Raw genomic sequence first — 21,640 nt, 5'->3', positions numbered from 1 at the left:
ATCATGACCGTATGACTGTGCCGAATCGCTGGCGGGATTCATATTGCACAGGTTCAGACACGGCGTTCCTCAACGCGTCATTTAGGTCGGTCTGCGCAAATTCCGGGAGCAGAGCATCAAAGAGGCGTGCGTCCAGCCGGTGAGAAGTATTCCATAGATACCTCATCTCAAGCAAATGAGGCGCCATACGCCAGAACGGGCGGGCCAGATGCAAAGGCCACCATGCCATCTGTTTAAGGGTGAGTTCACGCCCCGCAACCTGCGAAAGCGCCAATGCCATTTCATTGCCGGTCAAGGTGTATCCAGCATAGGGGACATCGCAGAAACGCGGTAGCAGGCTGCGCATTTCTGCCAACTCCACAGCAGCGCGAGTTAAATCGGGCAGATAGGCCCAAGCATGCTCGATATCCGGATTGCCGGGATACACAAAGCGCCCGCGCCGCAAGTGTTTGATGAGAATCTGATCGAACCAATTGCCAGAGGCCGTGGTGTCTATGAAATCACCTGCCCGCAACATGATGGTCCGAACCGACGAGGCACGATAAGCCTCTTCCATCTCGATCCGAATGCGTCCCAACGGATTTCGCGCAAGATGCGGTGTCCTGGTCGACCAGGGGCCGGGCGTATCCGCACCGAAAACATAAACGTTCCCCGGGACAATGACCGTCAAGTCACGCTCTGATGCAGCGGCGATTACCTGACGATGCAACTCTGGCACCTGCTCCGCCCAGTCGGGGTAAAGCGGGTTCCAGGCGTTCACGATGACGTCTACTCCATGTAGCGCCGCGCGCAATTCCTCCCTGCGTCGATCAAACTTTTGCACAATCCATCCCGCATCCGAAAAAGCTCTTGCAGCGTTGCGTCCAAATCGACCGGTGGCCCCGAGAATAAGTACCGTTTGTGGCATTGATCCCTCCGTTCCGGATCAGTCTATTCATTCACGATGTTTTGGAAATTGCGAAAAATCGCAGATTATGTATTCGTTTTTGAATGGCTAAAACACTCCAACTATCCGACTGGTCCTTAGTTCAAAGCTTTCTGGCGGTTGCCGAAACCGGCTCACTATCCGCAGCCGCAAAGCAATTAGGTCGCAGCCAGCCGACGCTTGGACGTCAGGTACATGCGCTGGAAGAAGAATTGGGGGTCTCGCTGTTTGATCGTCACGCGCGTGGACTGACGCTCAGCGAGGTGGGGCAGCAAGTGCTGCCAATGGCGCAGCAGATGTACAGCGCAGTCAATGCCCTGGGGCTGACGGCAGCGGGTCAGGCGCAACAGCTGGAAGGGTCGGTCAGGATCACCGCTTCGGTATTTGTATCGCATCACCTGTTGCCGCCGATACTTGCCGCAATCCGTGAGGCAGAACCGGCGATTCAGCTTGATCTGGTCGCCTCGGATGCCAGCGAAAACTTGCTGTTCCGCGAAGCCGATATTGCCGTGCGCATGTATCGCCCCGAACAGGTCGACATCGTGGCAAAGCATATCGGTGAGGTTCCGCTGTGTTTCTGCGCCGCCCAAAGCTATCTGGATCGTGCGGGGCGACCAACAACGCCGACAGAGCTGATGCAGCACGACCTTGTGGGATTTGACACCAATGAAGACATTATCACCGCTATGCGGAACAAGGGCTGGCCTGCCAGCCGGGACAGCTTTGCCACGCGATGCGACAACCAGACTGCCTATTGGGAATTGATCCGCGCAGGGTGTGGGGTGGGCTTCAGCCAACTCAGCATCGCGCAGTCCGATCCTCTGGTCGAAGTGCTAGATATTGATGTCGAGATACCGGTGCTGCCGGTCTGGCTGGCTGCCCCTCAGGCGATGCGACAGACCCCGCGCATTCGCAGAGTCTGGGATTTGCTGGCCGACGGGTTGAAGGCCCGGCTTTAAAATCGCCTACAGCGCGCCGGTATAGGTGCCGCGCGCAGGATAGTTATTGGCCAAGGTGAATTTCAAACCGCCGACGATGTCCGACATCGGCGGTCGCGCAAAAGGCGTTGTCTGCTGCCAGACGTAATAGAGGGTCTGATCAGGTTTGATATAGAAATGTCCCGGCTCAGCGAACATCGCTGGCTCGGCGCTACCTTCACGAGCCACCGAGATGTTCAGACCCCAGACATCCCGCGCGTCGGCCATGGACAGGCCGTATCCTACGCGCAGCTTCGACACTCCGGCCTTCTCAACCGTCTCGGCCGCACGTTCGTCGGTATCCGTGGTGATCATGATCACCTCAATCCCCAGCTCGGCGAATTCATCCAGCGCAGCCTCGACCTCACCCATTTGGCGAACGCAGATCGGGCAATGCAGACCACGATACTGAATCACCAGCGTTCCGTTTTCACCAGTGTCGCGCTCAAGATCAAAGGTGCCATGGCTTACTGTTTCGATTTTTAGCGATGGGGCCGGATTTCCGGGTGTCAGCATGTGGTTTCCTCGTGATTTGATGGGTTCGTCTCATTGACCCGATGCGCCGCAAACGCTAGGGCCTGTGCGACAAAACGCAAGGAGACTGTCGATGTCCAACCCCTCGCTCCTCATCCTGCCCGGAGACGGAATTGGCCCGGAAGTTATGGCCGAAGTGCGCAAAATCATCGATTGGTTCGGCGCCAATCGCGGTCTTCAATTTGACGTGAGCGAGGATCTGGTCGGCGGCGCTGCCTATGACGCGCACGGGAAGCCCCTGTCGGACGAAACCATGGCCAAAGCACAAGAGGTTGATGCGGTTCTTCTGGGTGCGGTTGGCGGCCCTAAGTATGACGATCTGGACTTCAGCCTGAAGCCCGAACGTGGCCTGTTGCGTTTGCGCAAGGAAATGGACCTGTACTCCAACCTGCGCCCAGCTCAGTGCTTCGACGCGCTGGCGGATTTCTCGTCGCTGAAGAAGGATGTGGTCGCTGGCCTCGACATCATGATCGTGCGCGAGCTGACTTCGGGCGTCTATTTCGGTGAGCCGCGCGGTATTTTCGAGGAAGGCAATGAACGCGTTGGCATCAACACCCAGCGCTACACTGAATCCGAGATCGAACGCGCCGCACGTTCGGCATTCGAGCTGGCGATGCGCCGGAACAAGAAACTGTGCTCGATGGAAAAAGCCAATGTGATGGAATCGGGTATTCTTTGGCGCGAAGTCGTGACCCGCGTCGGCCAGGAATATCCCGAGGTCGAGCTGTCACACATGTATGCAGACAACGGCGCGATGCAGCTTGTGCGCGCGCCCAAACAGTTTGACGTGATCGTCACCGACAACCTCTTTGGCGATGTACTATCCGATTGCGCAGCGATGCTGACCGGATCTTTGGGCATGCTGCCGTCTGCCTCGCTGGGCGCACCGATGGCGAATGGCCGCCCTAAGGCCATGTATGAACCCGTTCATGGCTCGGCCCCGGACATTACAGGTCAAGGCAAGGCCAACCCAATTGCGTGTATCCTCAGCTTCGCCATGGCACTGCGCTACAGCTTTGACCAGGGCGACGAAGCGGATCGTCTGGAAACCGCGATCGAGAAGGTTCTGGCCGACGGCGTTCGCACAGCTGACCTGCTGGCCGAAGAAGGGGTTGAGCCGGTTTCGACCAGCGAAATGGGTGATGCAATTCTGGCAGCGCTAGACGAAAGCGTCTGATCTTACGATTATTCAGACATCAAAGGCGGTGCCCAGCGCACCGCCTTTTTTTGTTGGTCAGTTTCCGAAGATGTTGTTCAGCAGGTTGTTGATCGCACGGTCCAAACCGGTTTGATTCTTACGGCGCTGTTGCTGCGGCTGCGCGGTTCTAACCGGTGGGTCCGGCACCAACATGGGCAACGGCGTGGGCGTCATCCCTTCTGTCACGCGCAGCATGGTCTCTTTCCATATCTCCGCCGGCAAGCCTCCACCTGTGACACCTGACAACGGCGTATTGTCATCATACCCCATCCAAACGCCCGTAACGTAGTCCGCGGTAAATCCGATAAACCACGCATCACGTGCGGCCTGGGTCGTGCCGGTCTTGCCCGCCACCTGCCAGCCCGGCAGCTTTGCCCGTCCGCCTGTACCTTCAGAGACCACACGCTCCATCATCCAGGTCAGTTGTTTGGCGGCCTTGTCGTTGATGACGCGTTCACCAATACCGGTTGTCGTGATCATAACTGGATCGGTCTCACCAAGCAGCTTCAACTCGGTCAGACCATAGGGTTCCACCGCTGAACCGCCGTTCAGGATGCCAGCGTAAGCGCCCGTCATCTCTATCAGCGTGCTTTCCGATGCGCCGAGCGCCAGCGCGAGGCCCTCGGCCAGATCACTTGAAAGGCCAAAACCACTGGCAACCGTGCGCACGTTATCCAGCCCCGAGATATCCGCCACCTTGACCGCGGGAATATTCAACGAATTCTTCAACGCATCTGCTAATGTCACCCGGCCATAGAACTTATTGGTGTAGTTCTTCGGACACCACTGACCTGAACCTGCGATGTTCCAGCACGTTGGTTCATCCATCACCGTGTCCAACGGTGAATATCCCAACTCCAAGGCCGTCGCATAGACAAACGGTTTGAACGACGAACCCGTTTGACGCAGAGCCTGCGTAGCCCGGTTGAACGCCCCCGAAACACGGGTCTTGCGCCCACCGACCATACCTCGAACCGCGCCATCCGCTGACATCACCACAATAGCGGCCTGCGCTTTGGACCCTTCGCGGACTTTCTCCTGGAAGATGAATTTAAGCGCCTCTTCTGCCGACGTTTGAATGCGCTGATCCAGTGTGGTTCGGATCACCACGTCCTCGGTTGTGTTACGTGTGAAAAACTCAGGCCCGCTGGCCATGACCCAATCGGCAAAGTAACCACCAGCACGCGCGGCAGCGGCCTCGGATAACTGCGCCGGACGGCTGCGGGCCTCGCTGGCCTGCGCGCTGCTCAGATAGCCCTGAGTCTCCATTAGCCCAACCACCAAACGTGCCCGATCTTGTGAACGTTGCAGGTTGTTCGTTGGCGCATAGCGTGTCGGGGCCACCAATAGACCTGCCAGCATTGCCGCCTCGGCCGGAGACACTTCGGCTGCCGAAATACCAAAATACCGCTGGCTGGCGGCCTCGAAGCCGCGGGCTCCCGCACCGAGGAAGGCGCGGTTCAGATAGATCGTCAGAATTTCATCCTTGGAGTATTTGACCTCCATCGCAATGGCATAAACTGCCTCTTTCGCCTTGCGCCATAGCGAACCCTGACGGCAATCGGCTTCATATGCAGCCTCAGACTCCCATTCGCTGGGCTCATAAGGCACACCCAGGCATAGAAGTTTCGCGGTTTGCTGGGTGATCGTTGAACCACCGTGACCAGACAGCGGTCCACGTCCTTCGCTCAGGTTGATGCGTACCGCGCTGGCGACACCGCGCGGGCTGACGCCGAAATGGCGGTAGAACCGTTTATCCTCGGTTGCAATCACGGCGTTCTTGAGATGCGGCGAAACTGTATCCGCCGTAATCACGCCGCCAAACTGATCGCCGCGCCAGGCAAAGACCTTGCCGTCGCGATCCAGCAAGGTCACCGAACCACGTGCCCGCCCATCAAGCAGGGCATCGACATCCGGCAATGAGGTGTAAACAACACCCACCGCCAGCGCCAACAGCAACCCCGCCACTGCGCCGACCCTCCAAGTGATCCCCCAAATTATGCGCCAGAGCCAGCGGAACAGCCGGCGGAAAATGCCACCGCCCTTCCCACCAGAACTGCGCCGCGTTTTCTTCCGCGCCGTTTTGCGCGGAGCGGCTTTTCGGGCCGTCGACTTCTTACCAGCAGGTTTTGCTGCCCGCTTGGTCGCCGCAGGCTTTCGGCCTTTGGACGGGTACCTTTTATCCGCGACAAGGCGCGATTTGCGACGGTTGGACTCAGTCATGCTCAAACTCTGCCCGGTTATGCTTTTGGGGCACCATACCCCGCCGGAACGGCCATGTAGAGGTGTGAAATACCCGTATTTCCCCTCACAAGTTTGCCTATATTTTCACCAAATAGCGTGTTTTGTGCAAAAATTGTGCATAATTGCTGATTTTTTACCCTCATTTACCCTCCGAAAACGTTCCATCTGAACCTCTGTCGCGCATTTTTCTGCAGGTGCAAAATGCCGGGCCGCCCGGAGTAGTAGAGGGGAAAGACGTGAAACTGATCATTGCGACAATCAAACCGTTCAAGCTTGAGGAGGTGCGCGAAGCACTGACCAATGCAGGCGTGCGCGGCATGATGGTGACTGAGATCAAAGGGTTTGGCTCGCAATCGGGTCACACCGAGATTTATCGCGGTGCCGAATACGCCGTGAATTTCGTTCCCAAGATCAAGCTTGAGATCGTGGTGCCCGCCACCATGGCCGACCAGATCGTCGAAACCATCACCACAACCGCCAAGACCGGCAAGATCGGCGACGGCAAGATTTTCGTCCTCGATGTCGAGCAAGCCCTGCGCGTGCGGACCGGGGAAACCAACGAAGAGGCGCTTTAAGCGCGCTTACTCACAATCACTCGAGGACTAACAATGAACCTGATGAAATCTCTCATCCCTGCCGCTGCGATCGTCGCACTGCCGCAGATGGGTCTTGCGCAAGAGGCCGCTACCGGAGAGCCCGCGCAACACACCCAATATATTTTCACCACGCTGCTGTTCCTGATGGGCGGTTTCCTGGTGTTCTTCATGGCTGCAGGCTTTGCCATGCTCGAAGGCGGGCTGGTGCGGTCCAAGAACGTCGCGATGCAGATGACCAAAAACATCGCGCTGTTTTCAATCGCCGCGATCATGTACTGGCTGATCGGCTTCAACCTGATGTACCCCGGTGATGGTTGGACAATTTCTGGCTGGCTGGGCCCGTTCTTCTCGACCACCGTGCTTGACCCAGTGGGTGTCGGTGCAGATGCTGCGGCGCTTGACTACGCCTCAATCGGTTCGGATTTCTTCTTCCAACTGGTCTTTGTCGCAGCGACCGCCTCGATCGTGTCCGGTGCGGTGGCTGAACGGATCAAATTGTGGCCCTTTCTTGCCTTCGTTGTTGTCCTAACCGGCATCATGTACCCGATCTCGGGCTCGTGGCAGTGGGGTGGTGGTTGGCTGTCCGAAGCAGGCTTCTCGGACTTCGCTGGTTCGACCATCGTGCACTCGGTCGGTGGCTGGGCGGCTCTGGCAGGTGCTCTCATCCTTGGGCCGCGCATCGGTAAGTACAAGGACGGTAAAGTGCACCCGATGCCTGGTTCGAACCTGGCTCTGGCCACTCTGGGTACCTTTATCCTGTGGCTGGGTTGGTTCGGCTTCAACGGTGGTTCGCAGCTGGCGATGGGCACTGTAGGAGATGTCTCGGACGTATCGCGCATCTTTGCCAACACCAACATGGCTGCTGCATCCGGTGCCGTTGCCGCCCTTATCATGACACAGCTGCTGTACAAAAAGCCCGACCTGACCATGGTGCTGAACGGCGCGCTGGCGGGACTGGTGTCGATCACAGCTGAGCCGCTGGCCCCAACCCTGTTCGGCGCTCTGTGGATCGGTGCTGTGGGCGGTATCATCGTGGTCTTCGCGGTTCCGATGCTGGACAAGTTCAAGATCGACGACGTAGTCGGCGCCATCCCAGTCCACCTGTTCGCTGGCATCTGGGGCACCATCGCCGTGATCTTCTATGGCGAAGCCAGCCTGATCACTCAGCTGACCGGGATCATTGCTTATGGTGTCTTCACCTTTGGTGCTGCTCTTATCCTTTGGTCGATCCTGAAGGCCACCGTAGGTATCCGTGTTAGCGAAGAGGACGAGATCAACGGTCTCGACATGGCTGAACTGGGTATGGAAGCGTATCCGGAATTCTCCAAAGGCTAATAGCCAACCAAGTAAAAACAAAAAAACCCGGGCGTTCGCGCCCGGGTTTTCCTTCATTCAAAGATATCGCTCAGACGCCGACATCGACAATCGCCTGCGCCAAAATGGGCACAGTATTGGCGTTCAAACCAGCGACGTTCAGACGGCTGTCACCGACCATGTAAATGCCGTGATCGGCACGCAGCTTTTCAACCAGTTCTGGCGCGGCCCCCAGTCGCGAGAACATGCCGCGATGCTGGGCGATAAATCCAAATCGATCCGATCCACTAAGGCTCTGCAACTCATCAGCCAGTTGCTGACGCAGGCCCAGCATGGAAAGGCGGACATCTTCCAATTCGGTCGCCCAATCTGCCCGCAGAGCATCGTCATTCAGGATCGTCGTCACCACCCGCGCGCCGTGATCAGGCGGGAATGAGTAGTTCTGGCGGTTCAGAAATGCCAGCGTAGACTGGTTCAGTGCAGTCTGTGCCGGATCGTCACTGATCGCCATCAGCAGGCCGGTGCGTTCGCGGTAGACGCCGAAGTTCTTCGAACAAGACGCCGCGATCAGGCAGCGCTTCACTGACGATGCGACCAGACGGGTTGCCTGCGCATCTTCTTCCAGACCGTCGCCAAAGCCCTGATAGGCGATGTCAATCATTGCGACGAGGCCACGCGCGTTGATCAGGCTCACGACCTCTTGCCATTGCACCATATTTAAGTTGGCACCCGTTGGGTTGTGGCAACAGCCGTGCAGAAGAACCACGTCGCCTGCATTGGCAGTTTTCAGGTCCTCGATCATACCGTCGAAATCGACGCCACGCGATTCTCCGTCGAAATAACGGTATTGGACTGTCTCGATCCCTAGATAGTTCAGGATCGACAAATGGTTCGGCCATGTGGGGTTCGACACGAAAACACGCGCGGTGGGGTTGGCCATACGGATCATCTCAAACGCCTGACGGCAGGCTCCGGTACCACCGGGGGTGGCTACGGCTGCAATGTTGCCACGCGGGACAGAATTTCCGAGGATCAAGTCGATCATCGCGTCCGCAAAGGCTGGATCACCAGCCAGACCGGTATAAGCCTTGCTCTCCTGCTCTTCGAGAATACGCTTTTCAGCTGCTTTCACCGCGCGCATCACCGGAGTGACCCCCTCGGCATTCTTGTAGACGCCAACGCCCAGATCGATCTTGTGATCACGTGGGTCGTCGCGGTACATCTGCATCAATGCCAGAATCTTGTCTGCTGGCTGCGGTTTAAGGTTCTCGAACATCAGTTCTCTCCGGTTGCGACGGGCAGGGTTGGGAAGGCACCCCATTCAGCCCAGGAGCCGTCATAAAGCGCGTGGTCTTTCTTGCCCATGCGTTCCAATGCAAGGCTGAGAATTGCGGCAGTCACACCAGAGCCACAGGATGTGATCGCGGGTTTCGATAAGTCGACGCCGGCATCTTCAAAAACCGCGCGGCAGTCTTCGGGCGACTTCATCGTGCCATTCTTGTTCAACAGCATTCCAAAAGGCACGTTGCGCGAGCCTGGGATATGACCCGAGCGCAACCCCTCGCGCGGTTCGGCTTCGGTCCCGAAGAAACGGGCCGCCGAACGGGCATCGATGATCTCGTGATCCGCAAGCTTCGCGGCTGATGAAACTTGCGTCACATCGCGGACAAGGTGGTTCTGAACCCGCACCGTCATATGACGGTCGCGAATAATGGGGGGCAGGTCTTCGATCTCGCGCCCTTCGGACTGCCATTTGGGCAATCCACCATCCAGAACGGCAATATTGTCCTGTCCCATCAGACGGAACAACCACCAGACCCGCGCCGCCGACATCAGCCCCGCGCCGTCATAGACCACGACCTGATGGCCATCGCCAACGCCCATCGCGCGCAGGCGCGACATGAACTTCTCGACCGGAGGTGCCATATGCGGCAGGTCAGAACGATGGTCGGATATCTCATCAATATCAAAGAACCGCGCACCAGGGATGTGGGCAGAGTCATACTCTGCCTTGGCGTCTCGCGCTTGCTGCGGCAGGTACCACGACCCATCCAGAATCCTTAGATCCGGATCCTTGAGATGTGCGGCAAGCCATTCGGTAGAAACGAGGGTTTTTGGATCGTCCTGCATCTATGCCTCCCCTAAGCGAGCTTGAGTTTTCCCTATACTTGGCAGGATGCAGGTTCAAGGCTGGATAGCGCTAGCGTCCCGACCACACTGGATTTATCGCAAACGACGCAGGCGATAATACTGGATGATCCCAATAACGCTGATGATGATCCAGAAGCCTTCGATCAGCATCGACGCCAGATTGAAGTTCTGCAGCAGTGAGAACACGATCAGCACCGAACCGATAAGATTCACCAGCGGAAAGGCCAGATCCTCCGAGTTCATCACTCGCATCTGGGTCGCAAAATATGCCGCAACAACGATCAAAGCCCCGAATGAGCCGATGGCATCGACGACGGTCAAACTGTCCAGTAGTGCGGTCATTGTATGGGGCTTTCCTATTCTGAAACTTCCGCTGGTTGCGAATAGTGGTGCATATTTAGAAAAGCAGCTCCCTGTTCACCAGCGCGGTATCCATGCGGCACATCCGCAGAAAATCGCAACCCTTGACCGGATTGTAGCGGAACCCAGTTTCCATTTCGCAGCACGTCCAAAGCTCCGCTCAGAACAAAAACCTCTTCGGTTACGCCTGCTGCATGGGCCGGAGATTCGTGGCTTTGATTGGGTGACAACTCGACATGAAATGTTTCGGCCCCCAATGCGGGATCAAAAGGAAAGACAATCTTGACTTCAATACTTCCTGGAAATCTCACGGTACTGAACACATCGGCATCTGTCGTGTCACGCATTGCAGCAGTACCAATCAAAGCACTCAGCGGGAGCTGGAAACCCTTCGCGATCTTCCACAGGGTCGCGATGGTCGGGCTTGATTCGCCACGCTCAATCTGGCCCAGCATAGCTTTGCTGACCCCGGTGAGTTCCGCGACTTTTGACAGGCTCAGCCCGGTTGCCGCCCGCACATCCCTTAGTTTCAGCGTTAGTTCGTCCGATTCCATAGCCGCGCCCTGCGATTTGTCTTGTGCGTTATAACGTACATATGATACGTGCGCTATAACGTACACACCCAATATCGCAGTTTGGGCAATAGGGATACCGCATCATGCCATTGTACCGATCCAGAACCTCCACCCATGGCCGCAACATGGCCGGCGCCCGCGGCTTGTGGCGCGCCACCGGTATGGGCGACGATGATTTCGGCAAACCGATCATCGCCATCGTCAACTCGTTCACCCAGTTTGTACCCGGTCACGTCCACCTGAAGGACCTGGGACAGATGGTTGCGCGTGAGGTTGAAGCCGCTGGCGGTGTCGCCAAAGAGTTCAACACCATCGCGGTCGATGATGGCATCGCCATGGGCCATGACGGGATGCTGTATTCGCTGCCCTCGCGTGAGGTGATTGCGGATTCTGTTGAATACATGGTTAACGCCCACTGCGCGGACGCTATGGTCTGTATCTCGAACTGCGACAAGATCACGCCCGGCATGTTGATGGCGGCCATGCGTCTGAACATCCCGGCGATCTTTGTCTCGGGCGGACCGATGGAAGCGGGCAAGATCGACATCGCCGACCTGGACACCAAGAAGATCGACCTTGTCGACGCGATGGTTGCTGCGGCCGACGACCGGTTCACCGATGAACAGGTTCAACACATCGAGGAAAACGCCTGTCCAACCTGTGGTTCATGCTCGGGCATGTTCACCGCGAACTCGATGAATTGTCTGGCCGAGGCACTGGGTCTGGCGCTGCCGGGCAATGGCTCGACCCTGGCCACACATGCCGACCGTAAAGAGTTGTTCTTGGAAGCTGGTCGCCGCATCGTCGAGATCACCAAGCGCCACTATGATCTGGACGAGAAAGGCTTCCTGCCGCGTGAAATCGCCACGTTCGACGCGTTCGAAAATGCCATGAGCTTGGATATCGCAATGGGTGGATCGACCAATACGGTGCTTCATTTGCTGGCCATCGCGCACGAAGGTGAAGTGCATTTCACCATGTCCGACATGGACCGCCTGAGCCGCCAAGTGCCCTGTTTGTGCAAAGTCGCGCCCAACATCGAAAACGTGCACATGGAAGACGTCCATCGCGCTGGTGGCATTTTCTCGATCCTTGGTGAACTCAGCCGCGCGGGCTTGCTGCACGAGGATTGTCACACGGTGCATTCCGGAACCATGGGCGAAGCGATTGCCAACTGGGACATCAAAGTCGCCAACAACCCGAAGGCTCAGGACCTATTCAAAGCGGCGCCCGGCGGCGTGCGTACTACACAAGCCTTCAGCCAGTCGAACCGCTACAAGGAGCTGGACACTGACCGCGAAGGCGGCGTGATCCGTTCGAAAGAGCATGCATTCAGCCAGGATGGCGGTCTGGCGGTATTATTCGGCAACATTGCGCGCGACGGCTGTATCGTGAAAACTGCGGGTGTGGATGAGAACATCCTGAAATTCACGGGCTCAGCTTATGTCTGCGAAAGCCAGGACCAGGCTGTCAATGACATCCTGACCGGCAAGGTCAAGGAAGGTGACGTGGTGGTGATCCGATACGAAGGCCCGCGTGGTGGGCCGGGAATGCAAGAAATGCTGTATCCGACTTCGTATCTGAAATCCAAGGGGCTGGGCAAAGCCTGCGCGCTGCTGACTGACGGTCGTTTCTCGGGTGGCACCTCGGGCTTATCAATCGGCCACGTCTCGCCCGAAGCAGCGGAAGGTGGTGAGATCGGTTTGGTGAAAACCGGCGACACGATCGAAATCGACATTCCCAACCGCAGCATCCATCTGGCGGTCTCCGACGAAGACCTGGCAGCGCGGCGCGAAGAGCAGGACGAGAAGGGCTGGCAGCCCGTTGCACCACGTAAGCGTAAAGTGTCCACCGCGCTAAAAGCCTATGCCAAATTGACGACCAGTGCCGCAAAAGGGGCCGTCCGTCAGGTCTAAGCACTGCGGGTGAGCGAATACTCCCGCACCCGATACATGGAATCGGCTGCGCCGATTCCACTTTCGGAATTTGGGCCCGGCGCCGCGCTTTGCGCGGCGCCGGGCCCAACCAGAGGAGATGTCTCACAAGAGACATTGACGATGGGCGGGAGCCTCACACTTCGAGCGTCTTAATCACCCAGCTTGGCGTGAATCTCATCTAGATCGATCTCACCCGTCGGCATTTTGTTGGCGGGATTTTCGAAATCATACTTGAACAGTTCAAAATCCTGTTTGTAGATCTCGTAGACCAGATGCATCGACAAATCGTCAAAGTAATCCTCGACCGGATGCACGCGTTTTGGCCCATGGCCTTCGGATTCGTTGAAGCGCGGGATTTCGGACAGAGTCACGGGATGCGAAGTTTCAAGATTGTCCAACACCCCCTGCATCCCATCGTTGAACTTCTCGGTCCAAAAAATCCGATCATATCGCCCGCCATTAGCGATCAGCGTCGAGACATGGCCAGACATGGCCGACCAGTGAATGTCGGGGTCCATCGGCCGCCGCCAACGGATCGTGTCACGTGCAAATAACAGAAACCGGCGGAAACTGGCGATCTGATCGAACTCGCCTTTGCCATCGTCACCGCCAACCTCGATCCCATAATTGTAGATCAGCGTTGGCACCAGATTGCCGCGATAGCGTTTGCCGTTGCGCTGAATGCCACAGATCTTGTCAAAAAAGGAACTGAGAATGCGTGTGTAGGGATTACGCACGCAGGTAAACGTATAGGACTGGTGCGATTGAACATTTCTGGCAATCGGATCCTGACTGGCACCAAAGGCCCACTTGTGCATTCCGTCCTTGGCGTCGTGAATGTCACCATCAAAGAAGCTGCCATGATCCGAGAAATACATGATTTGCCCGATCGTCGAGCAGGCGCATTTCGGCACAACACGGTAGACCATGCTTTGACTTTCGGTCATCCATGTTCCTGGAAAACCCATCTACTGCGCCTCCTTAGCCAGTTATCGCATTGATACTCCGGCATTTTGACCCAAAGAACCAAAAATATTCTGTTTATTCAATCGCTCATCCTCAGTATCACGGTTGCAATTGGGCAGAAACGGGGAATTACGAGACGCAAATGGCAAAGATTGCCTATATCTTGCTGTGCCACAAAGATCCTGACGCGATCATTGCGCAGGCCAGTCAGCTAACGGCTGCCGGCGATTGTATGGCGATCCATTTTGACGCTCGCGCCAACGATACGGATTATGCGCAGATACGCGACGCCCTGAAAGATAACCGCAGCGTCGCATTTGCGACGAAGCGGATCAAATGCGGATGGGGCGAATGGTCACTGGTTCAGGCCACGCTCCATGCATTACAGGCGGCGGTGGATCAGTTCCCGAGGGTCACCCATTTTTACATGCTGTCCGGCGATTGCATGGCAATTAAAACCGCCGAGTATGTGCACAGCTTCCTTGATGAACGCGACATGGATTTCATCGAAAGCCATGACTTCTTCGAAAGCAATTGGATTAAGACCGGAATGAAAGAAGACCGGCTGATCTATCGTCACTATTTCAACGAACGCAATCAGCCGCGCCTGTTCTATGCCGCATACGAAATGCAAAAGCGTTTCGGTCTGACCCGCGGCATACCTGCAGACCTGCAGGTCAAGATCGGTAGCCAGTGGTGGTGCCTGCGCCGTCGCACAGTCGAGATGATTCTGGACTTCCTGCGCCAACGCCGCGATGTGGTCCGGTTTTTCTCGACCACCTGGATTCCGGACGAGACGTTCTTTCAGACGCTTGTTCGCCACCTCGTCCCGAAGCAGGAAATCGAAAACCGTACACTGACATTTTTGATGTTTTCCGACTATGGCATGCCTGTCACCTTCTACAATGATCACTATGACATGCTGTTGGGGCAGAACTACCTGTTCGCTCGCAAGATCAGCCCCGAGGCCCATGAGTTGAAGGAACGGTTGGGTCAGCTTTATGCCAGCGAAGGGGTCACGTTCCACATCTCGGACGAAGGGCGTAATCTGTATCACTTCCTTGCCGGTCGCGGTCGGGTAGGACGACGTTTCGCTCAGCGCTTTTGGGAGGTCGGCAATACGTTAGGCCCCGAGCGTCAGGCGTTTTTGATTGTTTGCAAGAAGTGGCATGTCGCCAAACGGCTTGTTGACCAGATCGCATCCGAAACCCCCATTCCCTGCATCGAATACATCTATGATGAGCAGGATACGCCATTGCCCGATTTGGGTGGAATCGAGACGACCCTGATTAAGCGGTCGCGCCATCGGCGGGCGGTTGCACGTATGTTGTTCGATTATTTCCAAAGCGACAGGCTGGTACTCTGCATAGATCCGGCCAATCTGGACGTCATTCAGGATTTCTGTGCAGATCAGGCCCAAACACGAGTTCTGGAAATCGAATGTACTTATTCAGATGAATATCTGACCGGCCATGCCTATCGCGTCGGTCTTGCGGGCCAGAACAGCTCACAGGATTCTCTTGCACGTCTGCTACCGACCCTTCGCAATGCGCTGGCTTACGAATCCGAATTGATCCGCAGTACCCAGAATGATGGGCTGTTCCATTTGCGTGAGGCGGCGGAACGTTCGGAGAATGAGGTGATTATCGCGGAATTTCTGGGGATCAGTGCCGATAAGGCCAAAGCGATCATGCAACTGGATTACCTGTTCGCTGATTGAATCCGGCGGCACGATCAGGTGCCGCCGGACATTCGAGTTCAGATGTCGAATTTGACACCTTGCGCCAATGGCAACTCGGCCGAATAGTTTACCGTGTTGGTCTGACGGCGCATGTAGGCTTTCCAGGCATCTGATCCGCTTTCGCGCCCGCCTCCGGTTTCCTTCTCGCCACCAAATGCGCCACCGATCTCGGCCCCGGACGGGCCGATGTTCACATTGGCAATCCCGCAATCCGACCCGGCCGCTGTCAGGAATTGCTCGGCTTCGCGCATGTTCAGTGTAAAAACGCAGGACGACAAACCCTGTGGCACGTCGTTCTGGATCTCGATCGCCTCGGCAAAATCGTCATAGCTCATGACGTAAAGGATCGGAGCAAAGGTCTCGGCCTTCACAGTCGCGGTCTGGCCAGGCATCTCAACGATGGCCGGTTGCATATAAACACCGCCCGGCACACCTTCGGTCACGCGCTGACCTCCGAACACGGCACCACCCTCGGCCTTTGCTGATTCAAGCGCTGCGGTCATCGCATTGCCCGAAGCTTCATCCACCAACGGCCCAATCAACGTACCCTCGGTCAACGGATTACCGATGGGCAGACCTGCATAGGCTTTCTTCAGACGCCCAACCAGTTCCTCGCGGATCGAGTTGTGTACAATCAACCGCCGCAGTGTCGTACAGCGCTGCCCTGCCGTTCCCACAGCCGAGAATACAATCGCGCGCACCGCCATTTCCAGATCCGCCGACGGTCCAACGATCATCGCGTTATTGCCGCCGAGTTCCAGAATACACTTGCCAAAGCGCTGCGCCACAATCGGCGCCACCGCCCGGCCCATCCGGGTCGAGCCGGTGGCTGAAATGATCGGCACATCCTCGCTGGCAACCAGCGCCTCACCCAGATCGGCACCACCTATCAGGGTCTGCAAAAGCCCCTCGGGGGCGTCACCAAACCGGGCCAATGCCCGCTCAAAGATTTTCTGGCAAGCCAACGCGGTCAGAGGCGTTTTCTCGGACGGTTTCCAGATCACCGGATCGCCGCAAACCAGCGCCAGCGCAGCATTCCACGACCATACCGCCACGGGGAAATTAAAGGCCGAGATCACTCCGACCGGCCCCGCCGGATGCCACGTTTCCATCATCCGGTGACCCGGACGTTCCGAAGCAATGGTCAGACCATAAAGCTGCCGCGACAGACCAACAGCAAAATCGCAGATGTCGATCATCTCCTGCACTTCGCCCAGACCTTCCGAGGTGATCTTGCCCGCCTCCCAACTGACAAGCGCGCCAAGGTCGTCCTTGGCGGCCCGAAGCTCTTCGCCCAGCAGGCGGATCAACTCACCCCGGCGCGGAGCCGGCACAACGCGCCATTCCTTGAACGCCGCTTTCGAGCGGGCAAAGATGGCCCCCATCTCGGAAACCGGAGTTTCGTGAACCTCGGCCAACAGGCTGCCATCTATCGGAGAGGTCACCCGCAGCGACCCGCCGCTAAGCTCCGCTGCAGTCAGGTCCAAATTCGCAAGCGTGGTTTCAGCAGTCATTACAATGTCTTTCATATCTCAGGCCGCCTTGTTTTGTTCGGTAACGTCACCGGCGCGATAAAGCCGGCCAAATTCGGTGTTCAGGAAATCGGCAAGCTTTACCTGCTCTTGCCGAACAAAGCCTTTCGAGGGCAGAACCCCTGTCCGCATCAGATCGACGACACCCAATACGCCTGCCGCAGTGGTTACTTGGATCGCACTCCAGACTTGTCCATCGATGGTGCGCGCAAAGGATTTGTTGATCAGGGATTTCTCACGCAACGTGCCGTCAACGATACCCTTTGCCGTGCAGTAGACCAACACGACGTCTTGATCCGTACGCGGCAAGGCCGTTTCAAAAATCTCTTTCAGCAGATCGCGGCGACGCTCCAGTCCCAGGTCACTGAGCAACAAGCGCAGAATGTCCCGATGACCCGGATAGCGGATCGAGCGATAGGATACCGCCTTCGCCTTACCGTCTAGCGTCTCGGGCAAGGTGCCCAGTCCGCCGGATGTATTAAAGCATTCGTACTCGACACCGTCATGGCCGATCAGCTCATAATCTTCGAGGGGGGCGGTCTTGACCCTCTCGCCATTCACAATAGCATCGCAGGGGTTGCAGTATTCGTTGATTAGCCCATCGGTTGACCAAGTCAGGTTATATTTCAACGCGTTGGTCGGATAGAGCGGTAACGCCCCGACCCGCATATGCAGGCTGTCGATTTCATCGAACTCCGCCGCCAGCGCAGCGCCCGCAGTCCCGACAAACCCGGGGGCCAACCCGCATTGCGGCATGAATGCTGTCTCGCTTTTTTGCGCCAGCTCGCGCACCGCGTTGGTGGCGGCGACATCTTCGGTCAGGTCAAAGTAATGCGCCCCAACAGTTTTGGCCGCGCTCGCAATCGCCGGTGTCAGAAAGAACGGCGCGGCAGAGATCACCGCATCAAACCCTTTAAGGCCTTTCTCCAAGCCCGCGCTATCGCTGGCATCAATCTGCCGCGTAGAAATGCCCCGCTTCTTGAATGCTGACAGGGCCGCAAGATCGTGATCGGCAACAGTCACCGTGTAATGTGCCGAGGTTTTCAGCAAAGTCGCGATCATCTGACCGATCTTCCCCGCCCCGACTACGCAAATATTCCAGCTCAAAACGCGCCTCCATTCTGTGTTTCTTTTGATTATGAAGGGCGACTTGTTCGGATTGCAGATCGTATCTTGACGAAATGAGGTAATTTTCCGTCATTTTGCCATACTATACGTCACTTTGCTAAATGGTTTACTCGAATATGACTTCGAACATGGTCGAATTCACAATCGTTTCAGCGCTCCTTTGAACTGATTGTACTATCAGGTATGAGAGGACCATTGTCGGCTATACAACGCGGGCAATCGCGGTTCGCCCAAGCATATAGGTGCCTTCAATGAGATCTCTCCGTGTCCTGCTTACCTGTTTCGCATGCCTGCTTCCTTTTGCAGCTCTGGCCCAATCCGCTGAGGCACCTGCCGCTGAGATTTCGTTAGAGCTCAATGCCTTGGAAGACGTTGGTAGTGCCTGCAGATTGACCTTTCTGGTGACCAACCAATCCGGAACCACTATCGATGAAGCCGTATTCGAGACGGTGATATTTGACACCGAAGGCAGTGTCGTTACCCTCTCGCTTTTTGATTTTCGCGACTTACCTTTGGATCGCCCACGTGTCCGTCAGTTCGATCTGCCAGAGATGTCTTGCACGACTGTTGGGCGCGCATTGATCAATGGCGCGAGTTCATGCGTGGTAAAAGGCTCCCAGAGCGACATCTGTCAATCGACCCTAACGCTCAGCAGCCGGATTGAAGTGGAGTTGCTTGGATGAATATTCTCTCTTCTCTTCGAGAGATCCTGACCCTTGGCGGGCCCGTTGTGGCTATCCTTATTGTCATGTCGGTCCTGACCGTAGCAGTTACTCTTTACAAGCTTTGGCAGTTCGCAGCCTGTGGCGTAGGGCGGCACAAGGTTCTGTCACAAGCGCTGCAGGCCTGGGATGCTGGAGATCGAGCCACTGCACGCGCGCGCCTCGCTCAGAGCAGCAGCTATCTTGCACCGCTTGTCGAAGCCGCCATGGACGCGCCGGACACTCCTGATCTGGACGCTCGACTGGATGCCGAAGCTGGATTGGCCCTGGCCGGGCTGGAGCGCGGATTTCGGCTTTTGGATACGGTCGCCCAGCTTGCACCCCTGCTTGGATTGTTCGGAACAGTTTTGGGAATGATCAATGCATTCCAAAGCCTTCAGTCTGCCGGGTCTTCTGTTGATCCGTCATTGTTGGCAGGTGGCATCTGGGTTGCTCTGGTAACAACAGCCGTTGGCCTTGCGGTGGCAATGCCGACTTCAATGGTCTTGTCTTGGTTTGAAAGCCGAACTGCCCGGGAACGGGTGTTTGCGGACAAAGCACTGCGCACGGTTCTGGTCCCGAACAACTCGAACCAGGCCGCCTCAGGCAGGACCGAGATTCTGAACGCTGAACATGCGTAACACGGCGCCCTTTGTAAGACGCCCGATGTCGATGACCCCGCTCATCGATGTCATCTTCTTGCTGTTGCTGTTTTTCATGTTGTCTTCAACTTTCTCAAAGTTCGCGGAAATCGAAATCAGCAGCGCAACCTCAGGAGCATCAGCTTCGGCTGAGCCGGTGGAGAGAATTTTCATTCAGATCGGTGCGGAGCGCGTGACTTTGAATGGCGAAACGCTGACGCTGGATGAACTGCCGGCGCAGATAGGGGCTGGTCAGGCTCTGGTGAGCCTTGATGCCGATACGTCCGCCCAACGGCTTGTGGATTTGCTGACCAGGCTGCGTGGCCGCGATGGCCTGACCGTCACGGTGTTGGAGTAGACCGATGATCCGCTTTGGTCGCCCAAGCCGCAAACGAGACTCGACCATCCCTCTGATCAACGTCGTCTTTCTGATGCTGATCTTCTTTCTGATTGCAGGCACCCTGGCACCACCGCTTGATCCCGAGCTTCAGCTTGTCGACACATCGGAACTCGAAGGCCGCGACCCTCCCGATGCGCTTGTCTTGAACGCTGATGGCATCCTCAGTTTTCGTGGGGTGCAAACCGACCCTGAGGCTTTTATGGCCAGCCATGATGACGGACCCGTCAGGATTGTCCCAGACCGCAATGTTTCAGGCCAACGATTGATGGAGGTAACCGGTGCCCTTCGACGGCATGGGGCGCCATCTGTGTACCTCGTGACCCAGCAGGCTTTAAAATGATCCGGAAGTCAGCAGCCATCGCTGCGTTGGCGGGTGTGCTTTCGCTTGTCCTGCACATCTTTGGGATTAGTTTCTACGGTTTCAGTCTGCCAGAACTGCGGGCCAATGAGGAATCGGTCAGTTTGATCGAGCTTGGCAACACATTCGAGGAATTCACCGAAGACACGACGGACCCGGTGCAGCCGGACTCTGCTGAAGCCCCCGAGCCTCCGGTTGAAGACACTGTTAAGCCCGATACTGCCGACATCCCGATCAGCGATACACTCGTCGCTTCCCCCAATCCTCAGCAGGTATCTTCACCCGATGTCGGAGCGCCCGTCGCCCCACGATCAGAGCTACAGGAAGAGGTGCCGACCGAACCGGTCGCCCCGTCCAATCCGGAACCAGCCACAGACGCAGATACCGCCGTAACGCCAGCGGTCGACCCGGAACCCGAGCGCTTGGCAGCTTTACCGCCCACAGACGGCTCAACAGAGCCGGTCCCTCCACTCGAGAGTACGGCAGTCGAACCAGAAATCCCAAGTTCGGTCGATGAGCCAACAAACGAGCCACCAGAAGAACAAGCCGCACCTTCCGATCAGGCCGTATCTGTTTCCAAACGCCCCCGCCTCCCGGACAGAAGGCCCGCAACGGATACGCCAAAATCACTTGATGGGTTCAGTAACTTCGATAACTTGCGCAACCCTACGCAAACATTGGAGTCGCCGCTTAGCCTTTATCAAAAGGAAGGGGCTGACCCGTTCCGAGCCAGCAGTGGCCGAAATCAATCCTCGGGTCGCGGCGTTGGAAACTCCGATACCACGAACTATGCCGGACAAGTCCTGGTCCACCTCAATCAAACGCCCGTCGTCTATGTCCCGGTCCGCGGGTTTGCGCAGGTATTCTTTGAAATCAGTCCGGATGGATCACTGGCGTGGGTTGATATCGTCGATAGCTCTGGCTCACCCGAAATCGAACGCGCCGCCAGAGATCAAGTCATCCGCGCCGCTCCATTTCCCCGCCCACCAAGCGGGTCAAGCCGCAGGCTATCGTTTTATTACCAGAATAGTTGATACCAAAGACGGCAGTTCGCCGAACCAGTTGATCGTTCCCTGAATGCTTCAACACGCTCCAGCGAGAGGATTTCGATCGGTCGTAACGGCAAGATCACCATGGGCGAAGCGCAGAAATTGGCAAAAAAGAGCTGAGGGGGTAAGTGGCTAGTTACGAAAAGAAGTTTCCTATCGTTGCTTCCACAGTGCTTCTAGAAGTGTTGGCGCAAATAGGAACACCGCCCTAGGGCGGTGCGTAAACATCTGATGTTGCACGGTGTTTTGTTTTCAGCATTAGGAATTGAACCTACGGCCTTCATGTTATGAGCCTGACGAGGTTTGATCGTTA

21 protein-coding genes are annotated in these 21,640 nt (G+C 56.6%); 11 read left to right on the top strand and 10 right to left on the bottom strand.

Features of this window, described 5'->3' with window-relative positions; all coding sequences use genetic code 11:
• Position 1: 1 nt before the first annotated feature.
• Positions 2–907, bottom strand: a complete 906-nt coding sequence (locus ACR0DK_RS13975; protein ID WP_480736671.1) for a sugar nucleotide-binding protein — start codon at positions 905–907, stop codon at positions 2–4.
• A gap of 83 nt (positions 908–990) precedes the next feature.
• Between ACR0DK_RS13975 and ACR0DK_RS13970 the strand changes: the two genes are divergently transcribed.
• On the top strand, positions 991–1,884 hold the full coding sequence (locus ACR0DK_RS13970) for a LysR family transcriptional regulator (RefSeq protein WP_170395159.1): 894 nt from the start codon (positions 991–993) through the stop codon (positions 1,882–1,884).
• Positions 1,885–1,890: 6 nt separating this feature from the next.
• Here the strand turns inward: ACR0DK_RS13970 and ACR0DK_RS13965 are convergent, their stop codons facing one another.
• Positions 1,891–2,418, bottom strand: a complete 528-nt coding sequence (locus ACR0DK_RS13965; RefSeq protein ID WP_223117428.1) for a redoxin domain-containing protein — start codon at positions 2,416–2,418, stop codon at positions 1,891–1,893.
• Between the two features lie 91 nt (positions 2,419–2,509).
• On the opposite strand from ACR0DK_RS13965, the gene leuB reads away from it, so the two are divergent.
• Positions 2,510–3,613 (top strand): 3-isopropylmalate dehydrogenase, encoded by a 1,104-nt coding sequence (gene leuB, locus ACR0DK_RS13960; protein WP_170515495.1) that lies wholly within the window; start codon positions 2,510–2,512, stop codon positions 3,611–3,613.
• Positions 3,614–3,670: 57 nt separating this feature from the next.
• On the opposite strand, the gene ACR0DK_RS13955 is transcribed toward leuB, so the two are convergent.
• Positions 3,671–5,857, bottom strand: coding sequence for a PBP1A family penicillin-binding protein (locus ACR0DK_RS13955; protein WP_170515807.1), 2,187 nt, complete (start codon positions 5,855–5,857; stop codon positions 3,671–3,673).
• 257 nt (positions 5,858–6,114) lie between these two features.
• On the opposite strand from ACR0DK_RS13955, the gene ACR0DK_RS13950 reads away from it, so the two are divergent.
• Together ACR0DK_RS13950 and ACR0DK_RS13945 are read left to right on the top strand one after the other, a co-directional pair.
• Entirely contained in the window at positions 6,115–6,453 is a 339-nt protein-coding gene (locus ACR0DK_RS13950; RefSeq protein ID WP_039541190.1) for a P-II family nitrogen regulator, read from the top strand.
• 33 nt (positions 6,454–6,486) lie between these two features.
• Positions 6,487–7,809, top strand: coding sequence for an ammonium transporter (locus ACR0DK_RS13945; protein WP_170395150.1), 1,323 nt, complete (start codon positions 6,487–6,489; stop codon positions 7,807–7,809).
• A 70-nt stretch (positions 7,810–7,879) separates the two neighbouring features.
• Here ACR0DK_RS13945 and ACR0DK_RS13940 read toward each other — a convergent pair whose 3' ends face one another.
• The 4 genes from ACR0DK_RS13940 to ACR0DK_RS13925 all read right to left on the bottom strand — a co-directional run bounded on the left by ACR0DK_RS13940 (position 7,880) and on the right by ACR0DK_RS13925 (position 10,853).
• Positions 7,880–9,064 carry an amino acid aminotransferase gene (locus tag ACR0DK_RS13940; RefSeq protein ID WP_480736666.1) on the bottom strand — a complete coding sequence of 395 codons (1,185 nt, stop codon included), beginning with the start codon at positions 9,062–9,064 and terminating at the stop codon, positions 7,880–7,882.
• A complete protein-coding gene (gene sseA / locus ACR0DK_RS13935) occupies positions 9,064–9,918 on the bottom strand; it encodes a 3-mercaptopyruvate sulfurtransferase (protein WP_170515509.1) in 855 nt (284 codons plus the stop codon). The genes ACR0DK_RS13940 and sseA overlap by 1 nt, the downstream gene beginning before the upstream one ends.
• 93 nt (positions 9,919–10,011) lie before the next feature.
• Entirely contained in the window at positions 10,012–10,281 is a 270-nt protein-coding gene (locus ACR0DK_RS13930) for a CBU_0592 family membrane protein (RefSeq protein ID WP_170395139.1), read from the bottom strand.
• Between the two features lie 14 nt (positions 10,282–10,295).
• Positions 10,296–10,853, bottom strand: coding sequence for a helix-turn-helix domain-containing protein (locus ACR0DK_RS13925; protein WP_480736663.1), 558 nt, complete (start codon positions 10,851–10,853; stop codon positions 10,296–10,298).
• A 104-nt stretch (positions 10,854–10,957) separates the two neighbouring features.
• On the opposite strand from ACR0DK_RS13925, the gene ilvD reads away from it, so the two are divergent.
• On the top strand, positions 10,958–12,790 hold the full coding sequence (ilvD, locus tag ACR0DK_RS13920) for a dihydroxy-acid dehydratase (protein ID WP_480736661.1): 1,833 nt from the start codon (positions 10,958–10,960) through the stop codon (positions 12,788–12,790).
• A 170-nt stretch (positions 12,791–12,960) separates the two neighbouring features.
• Here ilvD and ACR0DK_RS13915 read toward each other — a convergent pair whose 3' ends face one another.
• Positions 12,961–13,779, bottom strand: a complete 819-nt coding sequence (locus tag ACR0DK_RS13915; RefSeq protein WP_170423261.1) for a sulfotransferase family protein — start codon at positions 13,777–13,779, stop codon at positions 12,961–12,963.
• 140 nt (positions 13,780–13,919) lie between these two features.
• On the opposite strand from ACR0DK_RS13915, the gene ACR0DK_RS13910 reads away from it, so the two are divergent.
• Positions 13,920–15,497, top strand: a complete 1,578-nt coding sequence (locus ACR0DK_RS13910; RefSeq protein ID WP_480736657.1) for a DUF5928 domain-containing protein — start codon at positions 13,920–13,922, stop codon at positions 15,495–15,497.
• Between the two features lie 38 nt (positions 15,498–15,535).
• Here ACR0DK_RS13910 and amaB read toward each other — a convergent pair whose 3' ends face one another.
• Both amaB and ACR0DK_RS13900 read right to left on the bottom strand, forming a co-directional pair.
• Positions 15,536–17,047, bottom strand: a complete 1,512-nt coding sequence (gene amaB / locus ACR0DK_RS13905; RefSeq protein ID WP_480736655.1) for an L-piperidine-6-carboxylate dehydrogenase — start codon at positions 17,045–17,047, stop codon at positions 15,536–15,538.
• Positions 17,048–17,050: 3 nt separating this feature from the next.
• Complete coding sequence (locus ACR0DK_RS13900) at positions 17,051–18,157, bottom strand: saccharopine dehydrogenase family protein (RefSeq protein WP_480736653.1); 1,107 nt, start codon at positions 18,155–18,157, stop codon at positions 17,051–17,053.
• 272 nt (positions 18,158–18,429) lie between these two features.
• Between ACR0DK_RS13900 and ACR0DK_RS13895 the strand changes: the two genes are divergently transcribed.
• Genes ACR0DK_RS13895 through ACR0DK_RS13875 form a run of 5 tightly spaced genes read left to right on the top strand, consistent with a single transcriptional unit; the run spans position 18,430 to position 21,312 of the window.
• Positions 18,430–18,861 (top strand): hypothetical protein, encoded by a 432-nt coding sequence (locus ACR0DK_RS13895; protein ID WP_170395121.1) that lies wholly within the window; start codon positions 18,430–18,432, stop codon positions 18,859–18,861.
• The gene (locus ACR0DK_RS13890) at positions 18,858–19,520 is read left to right on the top strand and encodes a MotA/TolQ/ExbB proton channel family protein (RefSeq protein ID WP_170567461.1); all 663 of its coding nucleotides are present in this window, start codon (positions 18,858–18,860) and stop codon (positions 19,518–19,520) included. Before ACR0DK_RS13895 ends, ACR0DK_RS13890 begins: the two co-directional genes overlap by 4 nt.
• Before the next feature lie 31 nt (positions 19,521–19,551).
• Positions 19,552–19,878 carry a biopolymer transporter ExbD gene (locus tag ACR0DK_RS13885; protein WP_170515521.1) on the top strand — a complete coding sequence of 109 codons (327 nt, stop codon included), beginning with the start codon at positions 19,552–19,554 and terminating at the stop codon, positions 19,876–19,878.
• A gap of 4 nt (positions 19,879–19,882) precedes the next feature.
• Positions 19,883–20,260, top strand: coding sequence for an ExbD/TolR family protein (locus tag ACR0DK_RS13880; protein ID WP_170597127.1), 378 nt, complete (start codon positions 19,883–19,885; stop codon positions 20,258–20,260).
• Complete coding sequence (locus tag ACR0DK_RS13875) at positions 20,257–21,312, top strand: energy transducer TonB family protein (RefSeq protein ID WP_480736647.1); 1,056 nt, start codon at positions 20,257–20,259, stop codon at positions 21,310–21,312. Before ACR0DK_RS13880 ends, ACR0DK_RS13875 begins: the two co-directional genes overlap by 4 nt.
• Positions 21,313–21,640 lie beyond the last annotated feature (328 nt).

Source organism: Ruegeria sp. CE6, assembly GCF_056537485.1.
Note: the sequence above shows the minus strand (reverse complement) of the source record. Positions and strands in the feature narration are given on the sequence as shown.

What these genes read in the sequence shown, in the direction of transcription:
- ACR0DK_RS13975 (WP_480736671.1), bottom strand. Translation starts at nt 907, where the DNA reads ATGCCACAAACGGTACTTATTCTCGGGGCCACCGGTCGATTTGGACGC.
- ACR0DK_RS13970 (WP_170395159.1), top strand. Translation starts at nt 991, where the DNA reads ATGGCTAAAACACTCCAACTATCCGACTGGTCCTTAGTTCAAAGCTTT.
- ACR0DK_RS13965 (WP_223117428.1), bottom strand. Translation starts at nt 2,418, where the DNA reads ATGCTGACACCCGGAAATCCGGCCCCATCGCTAAAAATCGAAACAGTA.
- leuB (WP_170515495.1), top strand. Translation starts at nt 2,510, where the DNA reads ATGTCCAACCCCTCGCTCCTCATCCTGCCCGGAGACGGAATTGGCCCG.
- ACR0DK_RS13955 (WP_170515807.1), bottom strand. Translation starts at nt 5,857, where the DNA reads ATGACTGAGTCCAACCGTCGCAAATCGCGCCTTGTCGCGGATAAAAGG.
- ACR0DK_RS13945 (WP_170395150.1), top strand. Translation starts at nt 6,487, where the DNA reads ATGAACCTGATGAAATCTCTCATCCCTGCCGCTGCGATCGTCGCACTG.
- ACR0DK_RS13940 (WP_480736666.1), bottom strand. Translation starts at nt 9,064, where the DNA reads ATGTTCGAGAACCTTAAACCGCAGCCAGCAGACAAGATTCTGGCATTG.
- sseA (WP_170515509.1), bottom strand. Translation starts at nt 9,918, where the DNA reads ATGCAGGACGATCCAAAAACCCTCGTTTCTACCGAATGGCTTGCCGCA.
- ACR0DK_RS13930 (WP_170395139.1), bottom strand. Translation starts at nt 10,281, where the DNA reads ATGACCGCACTACTGGACAGTTTGACCGTCGTCGATGCCATCGGCTCA.
- ACR0DK_RS13925 (WP_480736663.1), bottom strand. Translation starts at nt 10,853, where the DNA reads ATGGAATCGGACGAACTAACGCTGAAACTAAGGGATGTGCGGGCGGCA.
- ilvD (WP_480736661.1), top strand. Translation starts at nt 10,958, where the DNA reads ATGCCATTGTACCGATCCAGAACCTCCACCCATGGCCGCAACATGGCC.
- ACR0DK_RS13915 (WP_170423261.1), bottom strand. Translation starts at nt 13,779, where the DNA reads ATGGGTTTTCCAGGAACATGGATGACCGAAAGTCAAAGCATGGTCTAC.
- ACR0DK_RS13910 (WP_480736657.1), top strand. Translation starts at nt 13,920, where the DNA reads ATGGCAAAGATTGCCTATATCTTGCTGTGCCACAAAGATCCTGACGCG.
- amaB (WP_480736655.1), bottom strand. Translation starts at nt 17,047, where the DNA reads ATGAAAGACATTGTAATGACTGCTGAAACCACGCTTGCGAATTTGGAC.
- ACR0DK_RS13895 (WP_170395121.1), top strand. Translation starts at nt 18,430, where the DNA reads ATGAGATCTCTCCGTGTCCTGCTTACCTGTTTCGCATGCCTGCTTCCT.
- ACR0DK_RS13890 (WP_170567461.1), top strand. Translation starts at nt 18,858, where the DNA reads ATGAATATTCTCTCTTCTCTTCGAGAGATCCTGACCCTTGGCGGGCCC.
- ACR0DK_RS13885 (WP_170515521.1), top strand. Translation starts at nt 19,552, where the DNA reads ATGACCCCGCTCATCGATGTCATCTTCTTGCTGTTGCTGTTTTTCATG.
- ACR0DK_RS13880 (WP_170597127.1), top strand. Translation starts at nt 19,883, where the DNA reads ATGATCCGCTTTGGTCGCCCAAGCCGCAAACGAGACTCGACCATCCCT.
- ACR0DK_RS13875 (WP_480736647.1), top strand. Translation starts at nt 20,257, where the DNA reads ATGATCCGGAAGTCAGCAGCCATCGCTGCGTTGGCGGGTGTGCTTTCG.